The sequence below is a fragment of the Agrobacterium leguminum genome (assembly GCF_005144435.2).
GTDB lineage: Bacteria > Pseudomonadota > Alphaproteobacteria > Rhizobiales > Rhizobiaceae > Agrobacterium > Agrobacterium leguminum.
The window spans coordinates 2,956,547-2,977,061 of sequence record NZ_CP120211.1; the positions used below are offsets into that span (position 1 = coordinate 2,956,547).

22 protein-coding genes are annotated in these 20,515 nt (G+C 59.4%); 12 read left to right on the forward strand and 10 right to left on the reverse strand.

Annotation, left to right across the window (positions count from 1 at the left end):
- Positions 1–19: 19 nt before the first annotated feature.
- From lepA to CFBP4996_RS14135, 3 genes are all read right to left on the reverse strand, one after another.
- A complete protein-coding gene (gene lepA / locus CFBP4996_RS14125; RefSeq protein ID WP_035264582.1) occupies positions 20–1,858 on the reverse strand; it encodes a translation elongation factor 4 in 1,839 nt (612 codons plus the stop codon).
- Positions 1,859–1,919: 61 nt separating this feature from the next.
- Positions 1,920–2,789 carry a carbon-nitrogen hydrolase family protein gene (locus CFBP4996_RS14130; protein ID WP_080852811.1) on the reverse strand — a complete coding sequence of 290 codons (870 nt, stop codon included), beginning with the start codon at positions 2,787–2,789 and terminating at the stop codon, positions 1,920–1,922.
- Entirely contained in the window at positions 2,786–3,394 is a 609-nt protein-coding gene (locus tag CFBP4996_RS14135; RefSeq protein WP_162935942.1) for a GNAT family N-acetyltransferase, read from the reverse strand. Before CFBP4996_RS14135 ends, CFBP4996_RS14130 begins: the two co-directional genes overlap by 4 nt.
- Positions 3,395–3,467: 73 nt before the next feature.
- On the opposite strand from CFBP4996_RS14135, the gene CFBP4996_RS14140 reads away from it, so the two are divergent.
- The 3 genes from CFBP4996_RS14140 (at position 3,468) to CFBP4996_RS14150 (ending at position 5,085) form a co-directional block, all read left to right on the forward strand.
- Positions 3,468–3,869, forward strand: coding sequence for a ketosteroid isomerase-related protein (locus CFBP4996_RS14140; RefSeq protein ID WP_080852809.1), 402 nt, complete (start codon positions 3,468–3,470; stop codon positions 3,867–3,869).
- A gap of 95 nt (positions 3,870–3,964) precedes the next feature.
- Positions 3,965–4,546, forward strand: coding sequence for a helix-turn-helix domain-containing protein (locus CFBP4996_RS14145; RefSeq protein WP_080852808.1), 582 nt, complete (start codon positions 3,965–3,967; stop codon positions 4,544–4,546).
- 20 nt (positions 4,547–4,566) lie between these two features.
- A complete protein-coding gene (locus tag CFBP4996_RS14150) occupies positions 4,567–5,085 on the forward strand; it encodes a GNAT family N-acetyltransferase (protein ID WP_080852807.1) in 519 nt (172 codons plus the stop codon).
- A gap of 18 nt (positions 5,086–5,103) precedes the next feature.
- Here CFBP4996_RS14150 and CFBP4996_RS14155 read toward each other — a convergent pair whose 3' ends face one another.
- The gene (locus CFBP4996_RS14155) at positions 5,104–6,177 is read right to left on the reverse strand and encodes an alpha/beta hydrolase family protein (RefSeq protein ID WP_080852806.1); all 1,074 of its coding nucleotides are present in this window, start codon (positions 6,175–6,177) and stop codon (positions 5,104–5,106) included.
- Positions 6,178–6,322: 145 nt separating this feature from the next.
- Here CFBP4996_RS14155 and CFBP4996_RS14160 point away from each other — a divergent pair, with 145 nt between their 5' ends.
- Complete coding sequence (locus CFBP4996_RS14160) at positions 6,323–7,417, forward strand: helix-turn-helix domain-containing protein (RefSeq protein ID WP_162935941.1); 1,095 nt, start codon at positions 6,323–6,325, stop codon at positions 7,415–7,417.
- Positions 7,418–7,423: 6 nt separating this feature from the next.
- Here CFBP4996_RS14160 and CFBP4996_RS14165 read toward each other — a convergent pair whose 3' ends face one another.
- Entirely contained in the window at positions 7,424–8,527 is a 1,104-nt protein-coding gene (locus CFBP4996_RS14165; protein WP_080852804.1) for a TRAP transporter substrate-binding protein, read from the reverse strand.
- A gap of 162 nt (positions 8,528–8,689) precedes the next feature.
- Entirely contained in the window at positions 8,690–9,160 is a 471-nt protein-coding gene (locus tag CFBP4996_RS14170; protein ID WP_121490282.1) for a group III truncated hemoglobin, read from the reverse strand.
- Between the two features lie 140 nt (positions 9,161–9,300).
- On the opposite strand from CFBP4996_RS14170, the gene mbfA reads away from it, so the two are divergent.
- Positions 9,301–10,284, forward strand: a complete 984-nt coding sequence (gene mbfA, locus CFBP4996_RS14175) for an iron exporter MbfA (protein WP_080852803.1) — start codon at positions 9,301–9,303, stop codon at positions 10,282–10,284.
- A 56-nt stretch (positions 10,285–10,340) separates the two neighbouring features.
- Here mbfA and CFBP4996_RS14180 read toward each other — a convergent pair whose 3' ends face one another.
- Together CFBP4996_RS14180 and CFBP4996_RS14185 are read right to left on the reverse strand one after the other, a co-directional pair.
- Positions 10,341–10,955 carry a transglutaminase-like cysteine peptidase gene (locus tag CFBP4996_RS14180; protein WP_003524508.1) on the reverse strand — a complete coding sequence of 205 codons (615 nt, stop codon included), beginning with the start codon at positions 10,953–10,955 and terminating at the stop codon, positions 10,341–10,343.
- A 118-nt stretch (positions 10,956–11,073) separates the two neighbouring features.
- Positions 11,074–11,862 carry an alpha/beta hydrolase gene (locus CFBP4996_RS14185; RefSeq protein WP_080852802.1) on the reverse strand — a complete coding sequence of 263 codons (789 nt, stop codon included), beginning with the start codon at positions 11,860–11,862 and terminating at the stop codon, positions 11,074–11,076.
- 187 nt (positions 11,863–12,049) lie between these two features.
- Between CFBP4996_RS14185 and infC the strand changes: the two genes are divergently transcribed.
- The 6 genes from infC to pheT all read left to right on the forward strand — a co-directional run bounded on the left by infC (position 12,050) and on the right by pheT (position 18,002).
- Positions 12,050–12,586, forward strand: coding sequence for a translation initiation factor IF-3 (infC, locus tag CFBP4996_RS14190; RefSeq protein ID WP_078051391.1), 537 nt, complete (start codon positions 12,050–12,052; stop codon positions 12,584–12,586).
- Positions 12,587–12,776: 190 nt separating this feature from the next.
- The gene (rpmI, locus tag CFBP4996_RS14195; RefSeq protein WP_035264590.1) at positions 12,777–12,980 is read left to right on the forward strand and encodes a 50S ribosomal protein L35; all 204 of its coding nucleotides are present in this window, start codon (positions 12,777–12,779) and stop codon (positions 12,978–12,980) included.
- Between the two features lie 40 nt (positions 12,981–13,020).
- The gene (gene rplT, locus CFBP4996_RS14200; RefSeq protein WP_003493358.1) at positions 13,021–13,425 is read left to right on the forward strand and encodes a 50S ribosomal protein L20; all 405 of its coding nucleotides are present in this window, start codon (positions 13,021–13,023) and stop codon (positions 13,423–13,425) included.
- A 175-nt stretch (positions 13,426–13,600) separates the two neighbouring features.
- The gene (locus CFBP4996_RS14205) at positions 13,601–14,479 is read left to right on the forward strand and encodes a phosphotransferase (RefSeq protein WP_080852801.1); all 879 of its coding nucleotides are present in this window, start codon (positions 13,601–13,603) and stop codon (positions 14,477–14,479) included.
- Positions 14,472–15,554, forward strand: coding sequence for a phenylalanine--tRNA ligase subunit alpha (gene pheS, locus CFBP4996_RS14210; protein ID WP_003507467.1), 1,083 nt, complete (start codon positions 14,472–14,474; stop codon positions 15,552–15,554). The genes CFBP4996_RS14205 and pheS overlap by 8 nt, the downstream gene beginning before the upstream one ends.
- 24 nt (positions 15,555–15,578) lie before the next feature.
- Positions 15,579–18,002, forward strand: coding sequence for a phenylalanine--tRNA ligase subunit beta (pheT, locus tag CFBP4996_RS14215; protein WP_080852800.1), 2,424 nt, complete (start codon positions 15,579–15,581; stop codon positions 18,000–18,002).
- A 58-nt stretch (positions 18,003–18,060) separates the two neighbouring features.
- Here the strand turns inward: pheT and CFBP4996_RS14220 are convergent, their stop codons facing one another.
- Positions 18,061–19,062, reverse strand: a complete 1,002-nt coding sequence (locus tag CFBP4996_RS14220; RefSeq protein ID WP_080853266.1) for an aldo/keto reductase — start codon at positions 19,060–19,062, stop codon at positions 18,061–18,063.
- Positions 19,063–19,179: 117 nt separating this feature from the next.
- On the opposite strand from CFBP4996_RS14220, the gene CFBP4996_RS14225 reads away from it, so the two are divergent.
- Complete coding sequence (locus tag CFBP4996_RS14225; RefSeq protein ID WP_080852799.1) at positions 19,180–20,070, forward strand: LysR family transcriptional regulator; 891 nt, start codon at positions 19,180–19,182, stop codon at positions 20,068–20,070.
- On the opposite strand, the gene CFBP4996_RS14230 is transcribed toward CFBP4996_RS14225, so the two are convergent.
- Complete coding sequence (locus tag CFBP4996_RS14230) at positions 20,071–20,514, reverse strand: GNAT family N-acetyltransferase (protein ID WP_080852798.1); 444 nt, start codon at positions 20,512–20,514, stop codon at positions 20,071–20,073.
- Position 20,515: the final 1 nt, after the last annotated feature.

Consider the following 20,515-nt stretch of genomic DNA (forward strand, 5'->3'; position numbering starts at 1 on the left):
GGCAATATGATTTTGCCGCTTATTCGTCGTTCATCTTCAAGGCGGCGATGAAGGCTTCCTGCGGAATTTCCACCTTGCCGAACTGGCGCATGCGCTTCTTGCCTTCCTTCTGCTTGTCCAGAAGCTTGCGTTTGCGCGTCGCGTCGCCGCCATAGCACTTCGCCGTCACGTCCTTGCGCAGCGCGCGCACGGTTTCGCGGGCGATGACCTTGCCGCCGATGGCCGCCTGGATCGGAATCTGGAACATGTGCGGCGGAATGAGTTCCTTCAGCTTTTCGCACATGCCACGCCCACGCCGGTCGGCCGCCGAGCGGTGCACCAGCATGGAGAGCGCATCCACCGGATCGCCATTGACGAGGATCGACATCTTGACGAGATCGCCTTCGCGATAGTCGATGATGTTGTAGTCGAACGAGGCGTAACCCTTGGAGATGGATTTCAGCCGGTCGTAGAAATCGAACACCACTTCGTTGAGCGGCAGTTCATAGGTGATCATCGCACGGTTGCCGACATAGGTCAGCTCCGTCTGCAGGCCGCGCCGGTCCTGACAGAGTTTCAGGATGCCGCCGAGATATTCGTCCGGCGTCATGATCGTCGCCTTGATCCACGGCTCGCGGATTTCCTTGATCTTCACAACGTCGGGCATGTCGGCCGGGTTGTGCAGTTCCTTCTCCGTGCCATCGGTCAGCGTCATTTCATAGACGACCGAAGGTGCCGTCGCGACGAGATCGAGATTGAACTCGCGCTCGAGGCGTTCCTGAATGATTTCGAGATGCAGCAGGCCGAGGAAGCCGCAGCGGAAACCGAAACCGAGGGCGGCGGACGATTCCATTTCGAAGGAGAAGGAAGCGTCGTTGAGGCGAAGCTTGCCCACAGCCGCACGCAAATCTTCGAAGTCGGCCGCATCGACCGGGAACAGGCCGCAGAACACAACGGGCTGCGCGGGCTTGAAGCCGGGCAGGGCCTGCGCCGTCGGGCGCTTGTCGTCGGTAATCGTATCGCCAACACGGGTATCGGCGACTTCCTTGATCGAGGCGGTGATGAAGCCGATCTCGCCGGGGCCGAGGCTGTCGACATTGACCATCTTCGGGGTCAGCACGCCGACGCGCTCGATGCCGTATTTCGCGCCCGAGCCCATCATGCGGATCTGCTGGCCCTTGCTCAGCACGCCATCGATGACGCGCACCAGAACCATGACGCCGAGATAGGTGTCGTACCAGCTATCGACCAGCAGCGCCTTCAGCGGTCCATTTTCGCCGACTTCGCTCTTCGGCGGCGGCAGACGGTTGACGATGGCTTCCAAAACGTCGGGGATACCAAGACCGGTCTTGGCGGAAATCATCACGGCGTCGGAGGCGTCGATGCCGATCACCTCTTCGATCTGCTCCTTGATGCGGTCGGGTTCGGCCGCCGGCAGGTCGATCTTGTTGAGCACGGTGACCAGCTCGTGATTGTTGTCGATGGCCTGATAGACGTTGGCGAGCGTCTGGGCTTCCACGCCCTGCGATGCATCGACCACCAGCAGCGAGCCTTCGCAGGCCGAAAGCGAGCGGGACACTTCGTAGGCGAAGTCGACGTGACCGGGCGTGTCGATGAGGTTCAGCACATAGGTTTCGCCGTTATTTGCCTTGTAGTGCAGGCGCACGGTCTGGGCCTTGATGGTGATGCCGCGTTCGCGCTCGATATCCATCGAATCGAGAACCTGTTCCGACATGTCGCGTTCGGCAAGGCCGCCCGTCGACTGGATCAACCGGTCGGCCAGCGTCGATTTGCCATGATCGATGTGGGCAACGATCGAGAAGTTGCGGATATGGTCCAGGGGCGTGCGGGTCGAATTTGTGCTCATGTCCCGCGCTATAGCAGGGGCTTGTCACACCGCAAAGCGGGAATTTGGTTAAAAGCCTTTTAAAATGGGCTTTTCAGATCGCAAATTGCTCCGGCCAGTCGCGCCGGGTGGCCACCTGTCCCTCTGTGCGGAGCCTTGCGACGGCGGCAAGATCGATATCGGCGATCAGCAGCGAGCTTTGCGTGACCGCATCACGCTCGCTTTCCGCAATGACGCCGGATGCCGGCATGCCATAGTCCGAAGGCACGTAAAGGGCGGCGCGGCCGCGATTCTCATCGACGGCGGGAGACCATGGCGCTTCCCCCGCTGTGGGGGCGGAAAGAACGGCATATTGATTTTCCAGCGCCCTGGCCTGCGCGCCGATGCGCACCCGGTAAGCACCGGCCAGCGTATCGGTGCAACTCGGCGCGAGCACGAGTTCGACGCCAAGCTCCGCCAGCCTGCGGCCCAGCATCGGGAATTCGTTGTCGTAACAGATCAGGATGCCGAGCCTGCCGATCGGCGTCTCGAAGGCTTTCAGGCCCTCGACGCCGGCATGAATGTTCCATTGCTCCCGCTCGAAGCGGGTCATGATCTGCTTGTCCTGATAACCGATCAGCCCATCCGGGCCGAACAGCCATGCGCGGTTGCGGAATTTGCCGTCCGGATCCTTCACCGGCGCGCTACCCGGTTGGAAGAGGATTTGATGTTGCCGCGCCAGCTCCTCGCAAAGCTCCACCCAGGAGGGTATCAACTGTTGAAGCTCTTCGATGGAACGATGCAGATCGGCCCGGATATCGGGCGGCAATTGCCCTGTCAGCGTCATCGCCGAATATTCCGGCAAAAGCAGCAGCTCGGCACCCTTTTCCTTCGCTTCGCGGACAATGGCGGAAAGATGTGCGGCGTAAGTCTCCCATGTCTCGATCAGTTCGATGGCATATTGGCTGGCGGCAACTCGGGTCATCTGTTTCCGTCTCCTGCGGCGATGTTCTTCATCCAGAAGGACAGGGGTTTCGGGCTTTCAGCGCTTTCGTCGAGGTCCTGCCATGTGAAACTGGTGCGCAGTTCCGGGTGATGGCGATAACCGCGCTTTTCCCAGAAGGTGTTCAGCGGAACGTAGTCCGCCGGCCGGCGTGGATGGTCTGCGGGCCGCTCGACCGCGCAAAAGGTACAACGGTTAAAGCCGAGCCGTTTTGCGTGCGCCTCCCGTTCTTCGAAGAAGCGCACCCCAATGCCGTGGCCGCGATAGCCGGGCAGAAGTACGCTTTCACCGAAGTAAAATATGCGGTCCGGATCGTAGCCCGCCTTGACGAAGGGCGTTTTCACCTCTTCCGTCTCGGCTGCCATCGGCATGCCCGTGGACATGCCGATCACTCTGCCGTCATCGAGCGCCAGCACGAAGACGGCGCCGTCCGTATCGGCATAGGTCGCGAGATATTTGCGCTCATAGTCCAGCGAGCCGTCATAGAGATAGGGAAAGGCGCGAAACACCTCGATCCGCAGGCGCGCGAGGTCATCGAAATAGGGTGTGGCGTCAATGCCGGAAAGAGACTTGATTTCGACGGTCATGGGCATTTTCACTTTCGGTTGCACTGGTTATACCGTCATGGAAAACCCGCGCAAGCATTGAACGGAGAAGACGATGACCGCCACAGAGACCATCCGCGCTTACTATGATGCCTTCAACCGTCAGGACATGGATGCCTTTCTGGCGCTTCTTCACGATGAGGTGGTGCACGACATCAATCAGGGCGAGCGCCAGACCGGCAAGGCCGCCTTCGCCTCCTTCATGGACCATATGAACCGCTGCTATAAGGAAAATCTCACTGACACGGTCATCATGGCGAGCGAAGATGGCAAGCGTGCTTCCGCGGAATTCATCGTCAATGGCGAATATCTCAAGACCGACGAGGGATTGCCCGAGGCGAATGGCCAGAAATACGTACTGCCGGCCGGTGCCTTTTTCGACCTGAAGGACGGCAAAGTTAGCCGAGTAACTAACTACTATAATCTGAACGACTGGATTGCCCAGGTCGGCGCCTGAGACGCCCTTTTGCCGCAAAGCAACCGGCGGCAAAGAAGATGATAGTTTCCATTATCGTGGATATTGACTCCATCATATGAGAGTGCAATTCTCATATGATGGAAAACGAAGATCATATTCTCGAACGCTCGATCGGTGAGCGGATCAAAACATTGCGGGCGGAAAACGGTTTGACGCTGGACCGGCTTGCGTCCGAATCCGGCGTCAGCCGCGCCATGATTTCCCGCATCGAGCGCGGCGAGGCGAGCCCCACGGCCTCGCTGCTGGCCCGTATCTGCGCAGCCCTTGGCTTGTCGCTCTCCGGTTTCTTCGCCGAAAACGAAGAGGCTGTTTCCCCGCTCATGAAAAAGCGCGATCAGCAGCTCTGGAAAGACCCCGAAACCGGTTATGTCCGCCGCGCCATCTCCCCGCCGCGTGTGGGATCCGATGTCGATATCGTTGAAGTCGAATTTCCACCCGGTGCGCGCGTGGGTTTCCCTCCGCACGCGGCGAGCCGGGGAATGACGCAATATGTCTGGCTTTTCGAAGGTGTGCTGGAAATGACAAGCGGCGGAGACATCCACCGGCTGGAGCCCGGCGATTGCCTTTTTATGCCGGTTGGCGAGGGACATGTTTTCCACAACCCCTCCGAAAAACCTGCCCGTTATGCCGTCGTGCTGGACCAAAGACAGCGCTGATTTCCCCGACAGGAGTTAATATGACCACCATCCGAGTGTTGAACGGACAAGAGACCATCGATGTCTTGCCCGAACTCTGTGAGGTTCTGGCTGCCTGCGTGAACGGCGGCGCATCCGTCGGCTTCATGTTGCCCTTTTCTCCACAGGATGCCGAACCTTTCTGGCGATCCGCAGCGGAAACGGCGGGCGAGGGGACGACCATTCATGTGGTGGCGGAAGTGGATGGCAGGGTTGTGGGCACCGTTCAGGTCGGCCTTGCCTCCAAACCCAACCAGCCGCATCGCGGCGATCTGATGAAGCTCCTCGTGCATCCGTCCGCGCGAGGCCTCGGGCTTGCCCGCAAACTCATGCAAAAAGTGGAGGAGGAGGCGGCGAAACGTGGTCGTACCCTTTTGGTGCTGGATACGGCTACGGGCAGTGATGCCGAGGCGATTTATCCTCGCCTCGGCTGGGAGCGGGTCGGCGTCATCCCCGATTACGCCCTGTTTCCGGATGGACGCTTTTGCGGCACGACCCTGTTTTACAAGCGGATCGGCTAGGCCTCTCAGTCTGCGGCCCTATTGACCCGGCTTAAGCGTGCGGTTGAAGGCGGCAGCGATCATCGTCTCCAATTGTGCGTGAATATCCGCGCGGTCCCGTGGTCCGGCCGGTTCGCAGATGGGATCGCGCTCGCCGACGGATTTGAGAAAGGCGTCGGCATCCGGTTTGCACAGCGGCAGGAAGCTGAAATGATTGGCCTCGTCCACCTGCTGATAGGTCGCGCCGGGCACTTGGTCCGCGAGTTTATCCGCAAGCACGGCCGGCGGAATTTTGCCCTTGCTGCCGAGATTGATGAAGGTTAGCGGAATATCGATCTGCTTCAGGCTATCAAGCTGAAAGGCAAGCGCCAGACCGGGATCGACCAGCACGGCGGACCGAATACGGGGATCGCGGTTCTGCTGCTCGAAACGGGCCTTGTCGAGGGTTCTGAGATCGAGCTTCGGCACGTTAACCGCCTCGCCATTGAGGTAACCCCGGCCACCGGCGAACCATTGGCAATCCATCATCGTGGAATAGTCTTCGCAATAGCGCGCATAGGCATCAAGATCGGCGCGCGCGCCCGAAATCTCCATCGCCGCGCTGCCGCCGAGCGAAAAGCCGAGCACGCCGATCCTTTGCGCGTCGATCACACTCGACCATTTGCCCTTCGCCGTTAGAACAGTGACAATCGTGGAGAGATCGTCCGTTCGCTCCCAGATTTTCGGCGTGTCGGCGGGTGTGGAATCGCCGCTGGTCGTACCGGGGTGGTTGGCTCCGGCCACAATGAAACCTTCGCTCGCAAGTTTTGCGGCGATCCATGCCATGCCGGACACTCGTGAACCCGAGCCGTGGGACAGAAGCACAAGCGGCAGCCGACCCGGTTTCACGGCGCCATCCTTGAATATGGGCGTGCCCTGAAAAATCCGGTCATCGCCGGAAAGCGTCTGCGTGCCCTTTCCGTCGGATGGATACCAGATTGTGACGGCAAGGTCCTTGCCGCGTGCTGGCGAATGGATGGTGGTTTCGCTGACGCCGACAGCCTCTCCTGCAAGAACAGGCTGGGTGACGAGAGCGGAAAACAGGATGGTCGTGACGGTGGTGATAGGGCGCATGAAAACCTCGTGCGGTTGGAAAGAACGGGGTTCAATCTGCGCCGCGACATGTTTTTTGCGTCCTTGATCGTGTTAAAGGTCGTCCCGAAACGTGATCTGGTCCATGAATTGGCGATATAAGCCGTTGTTCCGGGGATATTCATTCGTGCTGTTCATTCCGCTGCCTTTCGTTGTGGCGCTTCTGCTGGTTGTCATGTTCATCGTTTTCTTTCGAGGCGGAGACGATGTGCGAACCAATCGGGCCTTTCTGACGCTGATCGCGCTTTGTGCCCTGCAATCCGTCCTTGTCGGACTGCGCTGGGGGTATGGCGTCAGCGAAGCGCGTTATGTTTTGCCGGTCCTCGCCGCCTGCCTGCCGCCGCTCGTCTACATTGCTTTTCGTGGGCTGATGAGAGTGGCGGCGGAGAGCAGGATAGCGATGCTCGCCAACCTCGCTTTGTCGCCTTTGCTCATCGTCATCATGGAATTCACCTGGCCGATGGCGATTGATCTTGCGCTGATCGTCATCTTTGTCGGCCACGCCATTGCCCTGCTTCTTCTTGGCAGAAAGGGGCCGGATGGGCTGGACGAGGCGCAATTTGCCAGCGTCACCTCGGCGCACCGGGCGCTTATCATCGCTGCCATCGCTCTTTGTGTTTCTGCCCTATTCGATCTTCTGGTGTTTTTCGATTTCGAATGGGCGCATGGGCAGAATGTTGCAGCGCTGGTCAGCAATGCCAATCTTTTCGGCCTGCTGCTGATTGGCCTCATGGCCGCGCTGGCTGGCAAGAGCAAGGCACCGCAAACAGCGGTAGAACCTGTCGCGGAATTGTCACCGTCGGCGGAGCCATCGGAACAGGACCGGGATATCATTGCAAGGGTTGATCGGCTGATGGAGACACAGGCGCTTTACCGCGACGAGAACCTCAACCTGTCGCGGCTTGCAAGACGCCTCGGCCTGCCGAGCCGGCAGATATCGGGCGCGATCAACCGCTCGCTCGGCGTCAATGTCTCGCAATATGTCAACCAGTTGCGCATCCGCGAAGCCTGCCGGTTGCTGGAAGAGACGGAGCAATCGGTGACCGCGATCATGCTGTCCTCCGGCTTTCAGACCAAGTCCAACTTCAACCGCGAATTTCGTCGCGTCACCGGCATGAGCCCGGTCGACTGGCGGGAGCGTGAAGTGTGGAAGCTGGTCTCGCCAAACAAAACGGCCACCCGGCAGATGCCGGATGACCGTTTGAAGATCGTCGGGAAATGATGGGGATCAGAGCGTGCCGTTGCGCTGCTGGATCATCATGTAGGTGTCATAGGTATATTCGGCGATCTGCGCCCAGAGATAGGCATCTTTCTTGAAGGCCTGCTGGCTCTCATAAATCTTCTTGAAGCTTTCGTTCTTGGCAGAAATCTCCGCATAGGTGTCCTGGGCCGCCTTGTGGCAGACATCGAGGATTTCCTGGCTGAAGGGGCGCAGGATGGCGCCCTGCGCCACGAGTTCCTTCAATGCCTTCGGATTGCGCGCGTCGTAACGCTCCAGCATGCTGGCGCTGCCGGCGGCGCAGGCGTCTTTCAGGATGCGCTTGTAGTTCTCCGGCAGTTCATTGAACTTCTGCAGGTTCACGAAGGCATGCACGGCCGGGCCGCCTTCCCACCATGCCGGGTAGTAGTAATATTTCGCGACCTTGTAGAAGCCGAGCTTCTGGTCGTCATAGGGGCCGACGAATTCGGTGGCGTCGATTGTGCCCTTTTCCAGAGCCGCATAGACATCGCCGCCGGCGATCTGCTGCGGTGTCACGCCAACCTTCTGCATCACCTGGCCGGTCAGACCGGCAATGCGCATCTTCAGACCCTTCAGGTCGTCGATGGTGTTGATTTCCTTGCGGAACCAGCCGCCCATCTGGGCACCGGTATTACCGAGCAGGATCGAGTAGATATTGTGCTGGGCGAGGAATTCATTCAGCAACTCGTTGCCGCCGGCCTGATTGAACCAGGCATTCGTCTGGCGTGCATTGAGGCCGAAGGGAACCGAGGTTCCGAGCGCGAAGGTTGGATCCTTGCCAACGTAATAATAGGCGCAGGTATGCGCCATTTCGACGGTCCCGGCCGTCACCGCATCCGCCGCCTGCAGCGCCGGCACGATTTCGCCGCCGGCAAAGTGCTGAATGACGAAGTTGCCGCCGGAGGCTTCCTTGACATGGTCGGCGACGATCTGGCCCGCGCCGAAAAGAATGTCGAGGCCCTTGGTGAAGGACGACGTCATGCGCCAGGTGATCTTGGGGTTTTCCTGTGCGATGGCCGGAGCGGCAAGCGCCGTTGCGGTAACACCGGCGCCGAGAGCGCCCGCCTTGCGGATAAATGATCTGCGATCCATGTCGATAAGCCCTGCTATGTCTGCACATTATAGGCGAACCGCACGGTACGCCTCCCGCGGGCTACTAATCATTTATCCCCGCAGCCATCAAGAGGGAATGTTCGAAACTTGCGTGATCTCCGGTGATGCTTGGCGAATGTTGCTTCGTCACGTCTTTCCGCGTCACTTGCTGCGCATCAACGCCGGGTCGTCCATTGCGGGATTATAAAACAGCGAAAGCGTCAGGCTTCTGGCGATGCGTTCCGCCGTTTCCATGAACCAGCCATGGGCCTGCCTGTTCGGCGCGATGTCATCCAGCGTGGCGGAAAAAAGCGCAAGCCATTGCGGGAAAAGCTCCGCCGACATGCCCTTTACGCCGAGATGCGCCTGCACGGGCTTGCCGCCATAGCCACCATTCTTGAACGCGACAGCCGCCCAGAACTGTTTCATCCTTGCCATATGCTCCGGCCAGCGCCCGGCAAGCCGCGCATCAAAAACCGGACCGAGCGTGGGGTGTTCAAGAACGCGACCGTAAAATGTTTCCACCAGCAAATCGATGAAACCGGCATCGACGCCGATCTCCGCCATGGCTTTTTCCGCCCTATGCTGAATTTCCGCGCTGTGGGCGGCTCTGGCCGTAACGTCGTTCTGCATGGTGTTTCCTTTTTTGCGAATTTACCCCGCCGCGATGCGGCCCGCAATGCGACCCTTTGCCATGTTAGAATTATTCTAAGATGGCTTGATCCTGCTGCAGCATGAATGTATTTAGAATTATTCTAAAAAAGGTTTCAGCCATGTTTCGCAGTCTTTTTTCCCTGTCCAAACGCCCCTTTTCCTCCCTCGGCGAACAGGAAATCCTCGCGCTCGCCATTTCGTCCGAAGAAGACGATTCCCGCATCTATCGCTCCTATGCCGACCATCTGCGTGCGCAATATCCGCAATCGGCGAAAGTCTTCGACGATATGGCGGAAGTCGAGCAGCAGCATCGAAATATCCTGATCGACATGCATCGCCGTCGTTTCGGAGAAACCATCCCGCTGATCCGCCGCGAACATGTGCGTGGTTTTTACGAGCGTACCCCGGACTGGCTGGTGAAGAACCTGTCGCTCGAAAAAATCCGCGCCCAGGCCGAATTGATGGAAGCCCAGGCGATCCGCTTCTATGATGAGGCCCTCAAGCGCACCAGCGATGCCTCGACGCGCAAGCTCCTCGGCGATCTGGCCGAGGCGGAGCGGGGGCACGAAGACATCGCGCAGATGCTGGAAGAAAAACACCTCGATGAAAACGGCAAGACCGAAGAAGCGGAAACCGCAAAACGGCAATTTCTTCTGACCTATGTGCAGCCGGGTCTTGCGGGGCTTATGGATGGCTCCGTCTCGACGCTCGCACCGATTTTCGCGGCCGCCTTTGCCACGCAGGATACCTGGCAGACCTTCTTGATCGGCCTCTCGGCCTCCGTCGGTGCGGGCATCTCCATGGGTTTCACCGAGGCCGCCCATGATGACGGCAAGCTTTCCGGCCGCGGTTCTCCGGTAAAGAGGGGCCTGGCTTCGGGTATCATGACGGCCATAGGCGGTCTCGGCCATGCCTTGCCCTATCTCATTCCGCATTTCTGGACAGCGACGGCAATTGCCGCCGTCGTCGTTTTCGTGGAACTCTGGGCCATCGCCTTCATTCAGAACCGCTTCATGGAAACGCCGTTCCTGCGCGCGGTGTTTCAGGTGGTTCTCGGCGGCTCACTGGTGCTGGCGGCCGGCATTATCATCGGCAATGGGTGAAAAAAGAAAGAGCCCGCGATGGCGGGCTCTCAATGCATCAAATGTGGAGCCAGGCGTTAGCGCAATGCGCCGACCAGCACGTCGCGGCCATCCTCAATGGAGACCCAGCGGCCCGTATTGAAGGACGCCTGCCGCTTCAGATAGGTATAGTTGGTGTCGGTCCAGAGCTTCACGTCGTCGGTGAGATTATCGAGAATATAGTCGCCGTCGGTGGTGCGAAGGGTCAGCACGGCATGGCCCTCGCCATCCGGCTTGCGCACGACGGTGATCAGAAGATCAGCCACGGAAAAACCGCGCTCAACCAGCTTCTTGCGCTTCAGCAGCACGAAATCTTCGCAGTCGCCGGCGGTCGTCGGATATTCCCAGACTTCGTCCTTGCCGTATATTTCCTGGTCGGTCATCGCCACGATGGTGGTGTTGACGGACGTATTGACCTCGCGAATGACATCCCAGCCATAATCCGTGACGCGGGGCGGCGGTGTCGCCTTGCTGCGAATATTGCACTCGTCGGCATATTTCTGACAGAACTCATAATGGCCGATCGGCTGGGATGTAATCCCCCCCGTCACCATGGAAGGGCTTCCCTTGGTTTCCGCCGTGGCGGAGGCAGCAGTCATTAGCCCGGCGGCAACTGCAAACAGCAGCGCACGCGCCAGCGGTGCGTTCATCATGAAACCCGTCCCTTAATTCTTAACGAAAAGTTAAGAGGGATAGGGGTCTTGAGTCAATCGCTAGCAATCGGCGGCGCGCAAGACTCGTCGAATATGGTTAAGAGCGTTGCGCAAATGCCTATATTGCAAGGGCTTTGACCGCGGCGAGCATCCGCTCGATATCCTGCGGCCGGGAAAGCCGATGGTCGCCGTCGCGGATCAGCGTCAGCACGACGTCGTCGGACGGAAGATGTTCGAGAAGCTTCAGTGCATGCTGATAGGGAACATCGGGGTCGCGCATGCCCTGCAGGATGTGAACGGGGCAGCCGGTGGTGATGATACCCTGCAGCACGCGGTTCTGCTTCCCGTCCTCCATCAGCGCGCGGGTGAAGATGTTGGGCTCGGGGCTATATTCCGAATGTTCCTCGAAATAACCCTTTTCCGCCAGAGAGATTTTTTCCGCATCCGAAAGGCTGGGTTCTATCAGCTCCTGCGTGAAATCCGGCGCTGGCGCAATGAGGACGAGACCGGCGACGGATGGCGCGCCACCCGCCTTGCGCAGCTCCTCGACCATGCGTAGCGCAATCCATCCGCCCATCGAGGAGCCGATGAGAACGACGCGCGACGGCGCCTTTGCGCGCACCACGGCAAGCGTCTCTTCCAGCCAGCGGGAAATCGTGCCCTTCCTGAAGTCGCCGCCGGAGGCGCCATGGCCGGAATAGTCGAGCCGCAGGCAGGCAAGGCCGTTTTCAGCGGCGAAGCGATCGAGTTCAACCGCCTTGGTTCCGGTCATGTCGGAACGATAGCCGCCGAGCCATACCAGCATCGGCATATTCTCGCCCGAAGCCGCCGGGCGATGAAGGAAAGCGATGTCGCGAGTGTCGTTGTCGGGGCCTACGCGCAGGAATTCAGCGGCTTGTTCGGTCATGTATATGCAATTCTCCTGATTTTGGTGCAACAACGGCGGCGTATTTGCAAAAACCGTGACAACAGGTGATCTTTTCGGGCAGATATGCTATTGACTTCGCCACAGCAATAACGACATTTCCGCCGCTTGTACCAAACAAGCTGTTTTTTGCTGACGTGATCCAGAAACAGATCAGGAGAATACGACCATTCGCAGACCTTTCAAAGCCGATGCCCCCGTCAAGGAGGGGCCGCGCTCCAACCGGGAAATTCGGGTTCCCAGAGTTCAGCTTATTGATGAAGAGGGCCAGAACCTCGGTAGCATGCCGACGGATCAGGCTTTGAAACTGGCGGAGGAGGCCGGTCTCGATCTCGTTGAGATTTCGCCGAACGCGGAACCGCCGGTATGCAAGATCCTCGATCTCGGCAAGCTGAAGTACTCGACCCAGAAAAAGGCCGCTGAAGCGCGCAAGAAACAGAAGATCGTCGAAGTTAAAGAAATCAAGATGCGCCCCAACATCGACACGCATGACTATGACGTGAAGATGAAGGCGATGGGCCGTTTCTTTGACGATGGCGACAAGGTGAAGGTAACGCTGAAGTTCCGCGGCCGCGAAATGGCCCACCAGGAACTCGGCATGAAGCTTCTCCTCCAGGTTAAGGAAGACACCCAGGCGATTGCCAAGGTGGAGGCCGAGCCGAAGCTGGAAGGCCGTCAGATGATGATGGTTCTCGCCCCGAAATAATCTTTTTACGCGTTCACATCACCGGCGCGTATCCCACCGCAAGGGGAAATTCTCATTCCCCGTTGCGCTTTTAGCCGACTGCGGTTATAAGCGCGCGTCCGAACGGTCCGGCAGGGCATGCCGAGGCCGTTCCTGAATAGCTTGAAATAGGCCTCGTCTGCCTGTTTCGATACAAAAACGGAGTAGCAAAATGCCCAAGATGAAGACGAAGTCCGCTGCAAAGAAGCGGTTCAAGATCACCGCAACCGGCAAGGTTGTTGCAGCCGCCGCCGGCAAGCGCCACGGCATGATCAAGCGTACCAACAAGTTCATTCGCGACGCGCGTGGAACCATGGTTCTCGCCGACGCTGACGGCAAGAAGGTCGTCAAGAACTACCTGCCGAACGGTCTCTGAGACTTTTCCGCACTTTTGGACACTTTAAGGAGATCATGACATGGCACGCGTAAAACGTGGCGTAACTTCCCGCGCCAAGCACACCAAGACACTCAAGGCAGCCAAGGGCTTCTACGGCCGCCGCAAGAACACTATCCGCGCAGCAAAGGCTGCCGTGGATCGTTCCAAGCAGTACGCTTACCGCGACCGCAAGGTCAACAAGCGCAACTTCCGCGCTCTGTGGATCCAGCGTATCAACGCTGCTGTTCGCGAATTCGGCCTGACCTACGGCCGCTTCATCGACGGCCTGAACAAGGCTGGCATCGAAGTCGACCGCAAGGTTCTGTCCGACATGGCTATCCATGAGCCGGCAGCATTCGGCGCGCTCGTCGAAGCAGCGAAGAAGGCGCTTGAGTACCTCAAGGATGCTGGTACGGCCAACGAGTTTGAAACCGCTGTAAAGTAATTACGGCGCGGACAATCTGTTGTTCATTTGAAACCCGCGCCGGTTCTCCGGCGCGGGTTTTCGTTTTTTGGAATTCACGGCAGTTTCGGCAAAGGCGTGGAACGCTTTTGCGCCGAGGTTGCCAAAAGGGTGGGGCATCCGGCTCTCGGTCGGCAGGTTCCATTGGGGGCGGAAAATGCTGGTTGCCGCAAGCGAGGCGGAAAAGGCGAAGGGTTTCCACGTCCATCTCGAAGATGGCGATATCGCAGCCTTGATGCGGGCTTTGCTTAAAAGCGAGCGCCGCGTGCAGAAACTCGAGCTTTCCGCAACAACCGTGTGGATCAAGCGCCAGGGCACGGAAACGCCATCCTGGTGGATAAAGCTGCAGACCTTTCTCGCAAAGCTGCTTCCCTACACTTTCATGCGCCCATCGCCGCCGCTCGATGGCGCAGGCCTGATGCGCCGTGAACTCGAAACATTGCAGGTCTTCAAGGCCCGCGGTTTTCCCGTTCCGCCCATCATCTATTCTTCGTTGACGGCCGTTGTCCTCGGTGATGTCGGCCCCACCATCATGGAGCATATGGACGCGATAAAAACCGCGAGGCCGGTAGAGCATGATGCCCTGCTGGTAAAATCTGCCGAGGCACTTGGCGAATTGCATGCGGCAGGCCTTTGCCATGGGCGACCGCATGTGCGCGACTTTTTTCTCGAACATGGCCGCGTCGGTTTCATGGATTTCGAAGAGCGCCCGCAGGACGTCATGCCGCTCGAGACGGCGCAGGCCCGCGATATATGGCTGCTGTTTCTGCAGGTCGCGACACGCGCCTGCGATGCGCGGAAAACCTGCGATGCCGCCTTCGCCCGCTGGCGCGAAAACGCCCCGCCCCGGGCGCTGGAAGAATTGTGCCGTCTGACCGGCATTCTGGGGCGTTTTTTACCGGTTGCCCGGTTGATCGGGCGCGTGCGGATGGGTAGTGATCTGCGACGCTTTATCATGGCGACCGACTATCTGATGAATGCTGTGAACCCCGAAGCCGCTGTTAAAAAGACCGGCAAGGCAGGAAAAGATGACTGAACTTGATACCTTGAAATCGCAATTGATGTCGGAGATCGCCACGGCTGCCGATGAGCCGGCCATCGAAGCCGTGCGTGTTTCCGCGCTGGGCAAGAAGGGCTCGGTTTCGGAGCTTCTGAAGACGCTTGGCAGCATGACGCCGGAAGAGCGCCAGACCCGCGGCGCTGCCATCAACCAGCTCAAGACCGAAATCACCGACCTCATCGGCGAGCGCAAGAATGCGCTGAAGGACGCCGCCATTACTGCGCGCCTGAAGGCCGAAACGGTGGATGTCAGCCTGCCGGTCCGCCAGTCTCCGGCCGAGCGCGGCCGCATTCATCCGATCAGCCAGATCGTCGATGAAATCACCGCCATCTTCGCGGATATGGGTTTCTCGATTGCCGAAGGTCCGGATATCGAAACCGACTATTACAACTTCACGGCGCTGAATTTCCCCGAAGGCCATCCGGCCCGCGAAATGCACGATACCTTCTTCTTCCAGCCGGATGAAAACGGCGAGCGCAAGGTGCTGCGCACCCACACCTCGCCGGTGCAGATCCGCACCATGGAAAGCCAGAAGCCGCCGATCCGCATCGTCATTCCCGGCAAGACCTACCGTCAGGATTCCGACGCCACCCATTCGCCGATGTTCCATCAGGTCGAAGGCCTTGTCATCGACAAGAAGGCGCATGTCGGCAATCTGCGCTGGATTCTGGAAGAGTTCTGCAAGACCTTCTTCGAGGTCGACAGCGTGGTCATGCGTTTCCGCCCGTCCTTCTTCCCCTTCACGGAGCCGAGCTTCGAGGTGGATATCCAGTGCGACCGTTCCGGCCCCATCGTCAAGTTCGGCGAAGGCAAGGACTGGATGGAGATTCTCGGCTGCGGCATGGTGCACCCGAACGTGCTGCGCGCCGGCGGGCTGGATCCGGATGAATATCAGGGCTTTGCCTGGGGCATGGGCCTCGACCGCATCGCCATGCTGAAATACGGCATGCCGGACCTGCGCGATTTCTTCAACGCCGATGTCCGCTGGATGAACCACTACGGCTTCCGCCCGCTCGACATGCCGACGCTGTTCGGCGGTTTGAGCGTTTAATCCGGTTAGCCAAGGAGCAAAGACATGAAATTCACTCTTTCCTGGCTGAAAGAGCATCTCGATACCGATGCGACGCTGGACGAGATTTGCGAGCGGCTGACAGCAATTGGCCTTGAGGTGGAGGACGTTGACGACAAGGCGGCTTACAAGCCTTTCGTCATCGCCAAGGTGCTCTCCGCCGAGAAGCACCCGGAAGCTGACCGCCTGAAGGTTCTCTCCGTTGATGCCGGCGACGGTAAGCCGGTGCAGATCGTCTGCGGCGCGCCGAATGCACGCGCCGGCCTCGTCGGTGCGCTCGCGCGTCCGGGCATGTATGTTCCGGGCATCGACGTCACCCTTGCCGTCGGCAAAATTCGCGGTGTCGAAAGCCATGGCATGATGTGCTCCGAAAAGGAGCTCAACATTTCCGACGATCACGACGGCATCATCGACCTGCCGGAAGACGCGCCGGTCGGCACCTCCTTCGCCACCTATGCCGGGCTCGACGATCCGGTCATCGAAATCAACCTGACCCCGAACCGCCCGGACTGCACCTCGATCTACGGTATTGCCCGCGATCTCGCCGCTTCCGGTCTCGGCAAGCTGAAAACGAGACCCGCGCCGTCCTTCAAGGTGGAAGGCGCAACTCCGGTCGACGTGAAGTTGGAGCTGGACGATGCGGCGCTCTGCCCCGGCTTTTCGCTGCGGATCGTTCGCGGTGTCAAGAACGGCCCCAGCCCGAAGTGGATGCAGCAGCGCCTGCTGGCAATTGGCCTGCGTCCCATCAATGCGCTTGTCGACATCACCAACTACATGACCTTCGATCAGGGCCGGCCGATGCACGTCTTCGACGCCGCCAAGGTCAAGGGCGATCTGACGGTTCGCCGCGCGAAAGAGGGCGAGACCATCCTCGCGCTCGACCAGCGTGAATATAAGCTCGGCCCGAACAATGTCGTCATCGCCGACGAGAAGGGTCTCGAATCCATCGGCGGCGTCATGGGTGGCGAACATTCCGGCTGCGATGAAAACACCGTCGACGTGCTGATCGAGTCCGCACTCTGGGATCCGATCAACATCGCCAAGACTGGCCGTTCGCTCGGCATCATCACCGATGCGCGTTATCGTTTCGAGCGTGGCGTCGATCCTGAATATATGGTTCCGGGTCTGGAGCGCACCACCGAACTGGTCCTCGAACTGTGCGGCGGCGTCGCCGGCGAAGCTCGGGTCGTCGGTTACAAGGGCCATCAGCCAAAGGTCGTGGATTTTCCGTTGGCGGAAGTGAAGCGCCTGACAGGTCTGGAAGTCTCGGCGGAAGAGAGCCTCGCCATTCTCAAAGGCCTTGGTTTCGGTGTCGAGGGAACGGGCGAGCGCGTTTCCGTCACCGTCCCGTCCTGGCGTCCGGATGTCGATGGCAAGGCCGATCTGGTGGAAGAGGTCATGCGCATCCATGGCGTCGACAACATCAAGCCGGAGCCGCTGGAAAGCTTCGGCGCCGTCAATGGCCGTATCCTGACCACGCTGCAGATCCGTACGCGTACCGCGCGCCGTGCGCTGGCAAGCCGCGGCATGCTCGAGGCCGTCACCTGGTCCTTCATCCCGGAAGCGCAGGCAAAGCTGTTCGGCGGTGGTTCACCCGCGCTGAAACTCGCCAACCCCATCGCAGCCGATATGTCGGACATGCGGCCTTCGCTGCTGCCCGGCCTTCTGACCGCCGCGCAGCGCAATGCCGACAAGGGCTATGGCGATGTCGCAATCTTCGAGGTCTCCGGCACCTATGGGGGTGATACGCCTGATGCGCAGCGCCGCGTTGCCGGCGGTGTTCGCCGTGGCACGGCCTCGCTCGCAGGCAGCGGTCGTATGTGGTCAAATGCTTTGAAGGGCGGCGGCAAGCCGGTCGATGTCTATGACGCCAAGGCTGATGCGCTGGCGGTGCTGGAAGCCTGCGGCCTGCCCATGGCCAATGTGCAGATCGAAGCCGGCGGCCCCGGCTGGTATCACCCAGGCCGCTCCGGCACCATCAAGATGGGGCCGAAGGTCGTGCTCGGCTATTTCGGCGAGTTCCATCCGAAGACGCTGTCCGAGCTGGACGTCTCCGGCGCCTATTGCGGTTTTGAGATTTATCTCGACGCCATGCAGGAGCCGAAGAAGAAGGCAACCCGCACCAAGCCTGCGCTCGAACTTTCGCCCTTCCAGGCAGTCAAGCGCGATTTCGCCTTCGTGGTCGACAAGTCGGTCGAGGCGGGCGCCATCATCAAGGCTGCAACGAGCGCTGACCGCAAGCTGATCACCGGTGTCAATGTCTTCGATATTTTCGAGGGCGCATCGCTCGGCGAAAACCGCAAGTCGGTCGCCATCGAAGTGCAGATCCAGCCGGTCGACAAGACGCTGACGGACGAGGATTTCGAAGCGCTGACGGCGAAGATCGTCGGCAATGTCGAGAAATCGACGGGCGGCGTCCTGCGCGCTTGAGCCTGAAGGCAGCTGACGGAATGAAAAAAGCCGCGGCAACTGCCGCGGCTTTTTGTTTTTATCGGTTGGCCATCCGTGACATCTGTTCTGGGTAACGCGCGCCGGCGACTTTTGCGGGCGAAAGCAGCGCGCCGAGGCTGGCGGCTTCTTCTGCCGTCAGCGATACCTCCGCTGCGGCAACGTTCTTCTCCAGATTGGCGATTTTTGTCGTGCCGGGAATAGGAACGATGAAGTCGCCCTGCGCCAGAACCCAGGCCAGCGCCAGTTGTCCGGCGGTCACGCCCTTCTCAGTCGCCATGCCCTCCAGAAGCTTGATGAGCGCCAGATTGGCGTCGAAGTTTTCGCTCTGGAAGCGCGGCAGGCCGCGGCGGAAATCGTCGGATGCAAGTCCGTCTAGCGTCTTCAATGCGCCAGTCAAGGCACCGCGCCCGAGCGGGCTGAAGGGTACGAAACCGATACCGAGTTCACGGCATGTTTCCAACACGCCGTTTTCCTCCACGTCGCGGGTCCACAGCGAATATTCGCTCTGAATTGCCGCAATGGGATGAACGGCGTGCGCTTTGCGAAGCGTTTCGGCGCTCGCTTCCGAAAGGCCGAGATGTTTCACCTTGCCCTGCCGGACCAGCCCGGCCATGGCGCCTACCGTGTCTTCGATCGGAACATTCGGATCGACGCGATGCTGGTAGAACAGGTCGATCTCATCGACGCCGAGGCGTTTGAGAGAGGCTTCGGCGACGGCGCGCACATTGTCCGGGCGGCTGTCGGTGCCCACCATCATCTGGCCAGCGGGTTTGCTGGTGTCGATTTTGAAGCCGAACTTGGTGGCGATGACTACCTTGTCGCGATAGGGCTTCAAACCCCTGCCGACAAGGATTTCGTTATTGTAAGGCCCGTAAACCTCCGCCGTATCGAAAAAGGTGACGCCGAGTTCGACGGCGCGGTGCAGCGTTGCAATTGCGCTGCTCTCATCGCCGGTCGGGCTATAGGCATGTGTCATGCCCATGCAGCCGAGGCCAAGCGCCGAAACGGAAAGGTTGTTTCCAAGGGTTCTTTTTTTCATCTGTTCGTCCTTCCATAAGGAACCGCCCATCGCTAAGGGCGTGATGAGAAAATAGCGTCTCATGGCGGTAAAAATAATCGCTGCAAATCCGCTTGGGTTGTTCTATCATTTAGAACAATGAACCGTGTGCAACTCTCCCAGCTGGCCGTTCTCGCCGCCGTTGCCGAAGGCCGCAGCTTTCGCAAGGCTGCCGCCGAACTTGCCATTGCGCCTTCCGCCGTCAGCCATGCGGTGTCGTCGCTGGAGGCGAGCCTTGGGCTGCGCCTGCTTCATCGTACCACCCGCAGCGTTTCTCCGACAGAGGAAGGCAAGCGGCTTCTCGAGACGCTTGGTCCGGCGCTTGCCGATATCGATGCGGTCATCGAGACGCTTGCCGAGCAGGGCGGAAGACCGGCCGGCCCCCTGCGCATCACCCTGCCGCGACTTGCTGCCGAGGACCTCATCGTGCCCCGGCTGGGTGAGTTCCTGCGGCTCTATCCCGACATTTCACTGGAAATTTCAACGGATGATCGCTTCGAAGATATTGTCGCGAAAGGTTTCGATGCGGGTTTGCGGCTTGGTGAGCACCTCGATGCGGATATGATTGCGGTAAAAGCCAGCGGCGCATGGCGCGGCGCGATTGTTGGCGCCCCCGCCTATTTCGCAGAAAATCCACCACCGCAGGATCCACGGGATCTTATTCGGCATCGCTGCATCCGTCGGCGTTTCGCCAGCGGCCTTATCTATCGCTGGGAACTGGAGAAGAATGGCAAGCCGCTGGTGGTCGATGTGCAGGGACCGCTGATCCTGTCGGACCAGAGCCTCATTCGCAGGGCTGCCATCGACGGGGCAGGGCTTGCCTTTGTTTTCGAGCAGCGTGTCGAGGACGATATCAGGGAGGGAAGGCTGATCCGCGTGCTGGAGGACTGGTGCGCGCCCTTCGATGGTTTCTATATCTACTATCCCTCGCGCCGGCAGATGCGGCCAGCGCTGAGGGCTTTCGTGGATTTTTTCCGCTTCAGGAGTTGATCAGAACTTGATGCGATAGCGGATATGGCCGTCGCTTTTCACGTAGCTGTCATAGAGCTTCTGGGCGCGGTGATTATCCTCACCGGTGTGCCAGTACAGCCGTGACCAGCCCTTGTCCTTGCAGATGGTGACAAGATCGTCCATCAGCGCCCGGCCCGTTCCCTTGCCGCGGATTTCGCCATCGACGAACAGGTCTTCCAGATAGCAGTCGGGCGTCTTCACCCAGGTGGAATCATGGAAGTGGTGAATGGCGAAACCGGCCATGCGGTCGCCGAGCAGCGCCACCCGCATGGAAACGCGGGATGCGGGATCGAGAATGCGCGCCCATGTATGGTCGGTCACGTCATCGGCAAGATCGACATCATAAAAGGCGAGGTAGTCGTTCCACAGGCGCAGCCATTCCGTCCGGTCAGCCGGCTGCGCGTCGCGAATTCTGAGCTCCATG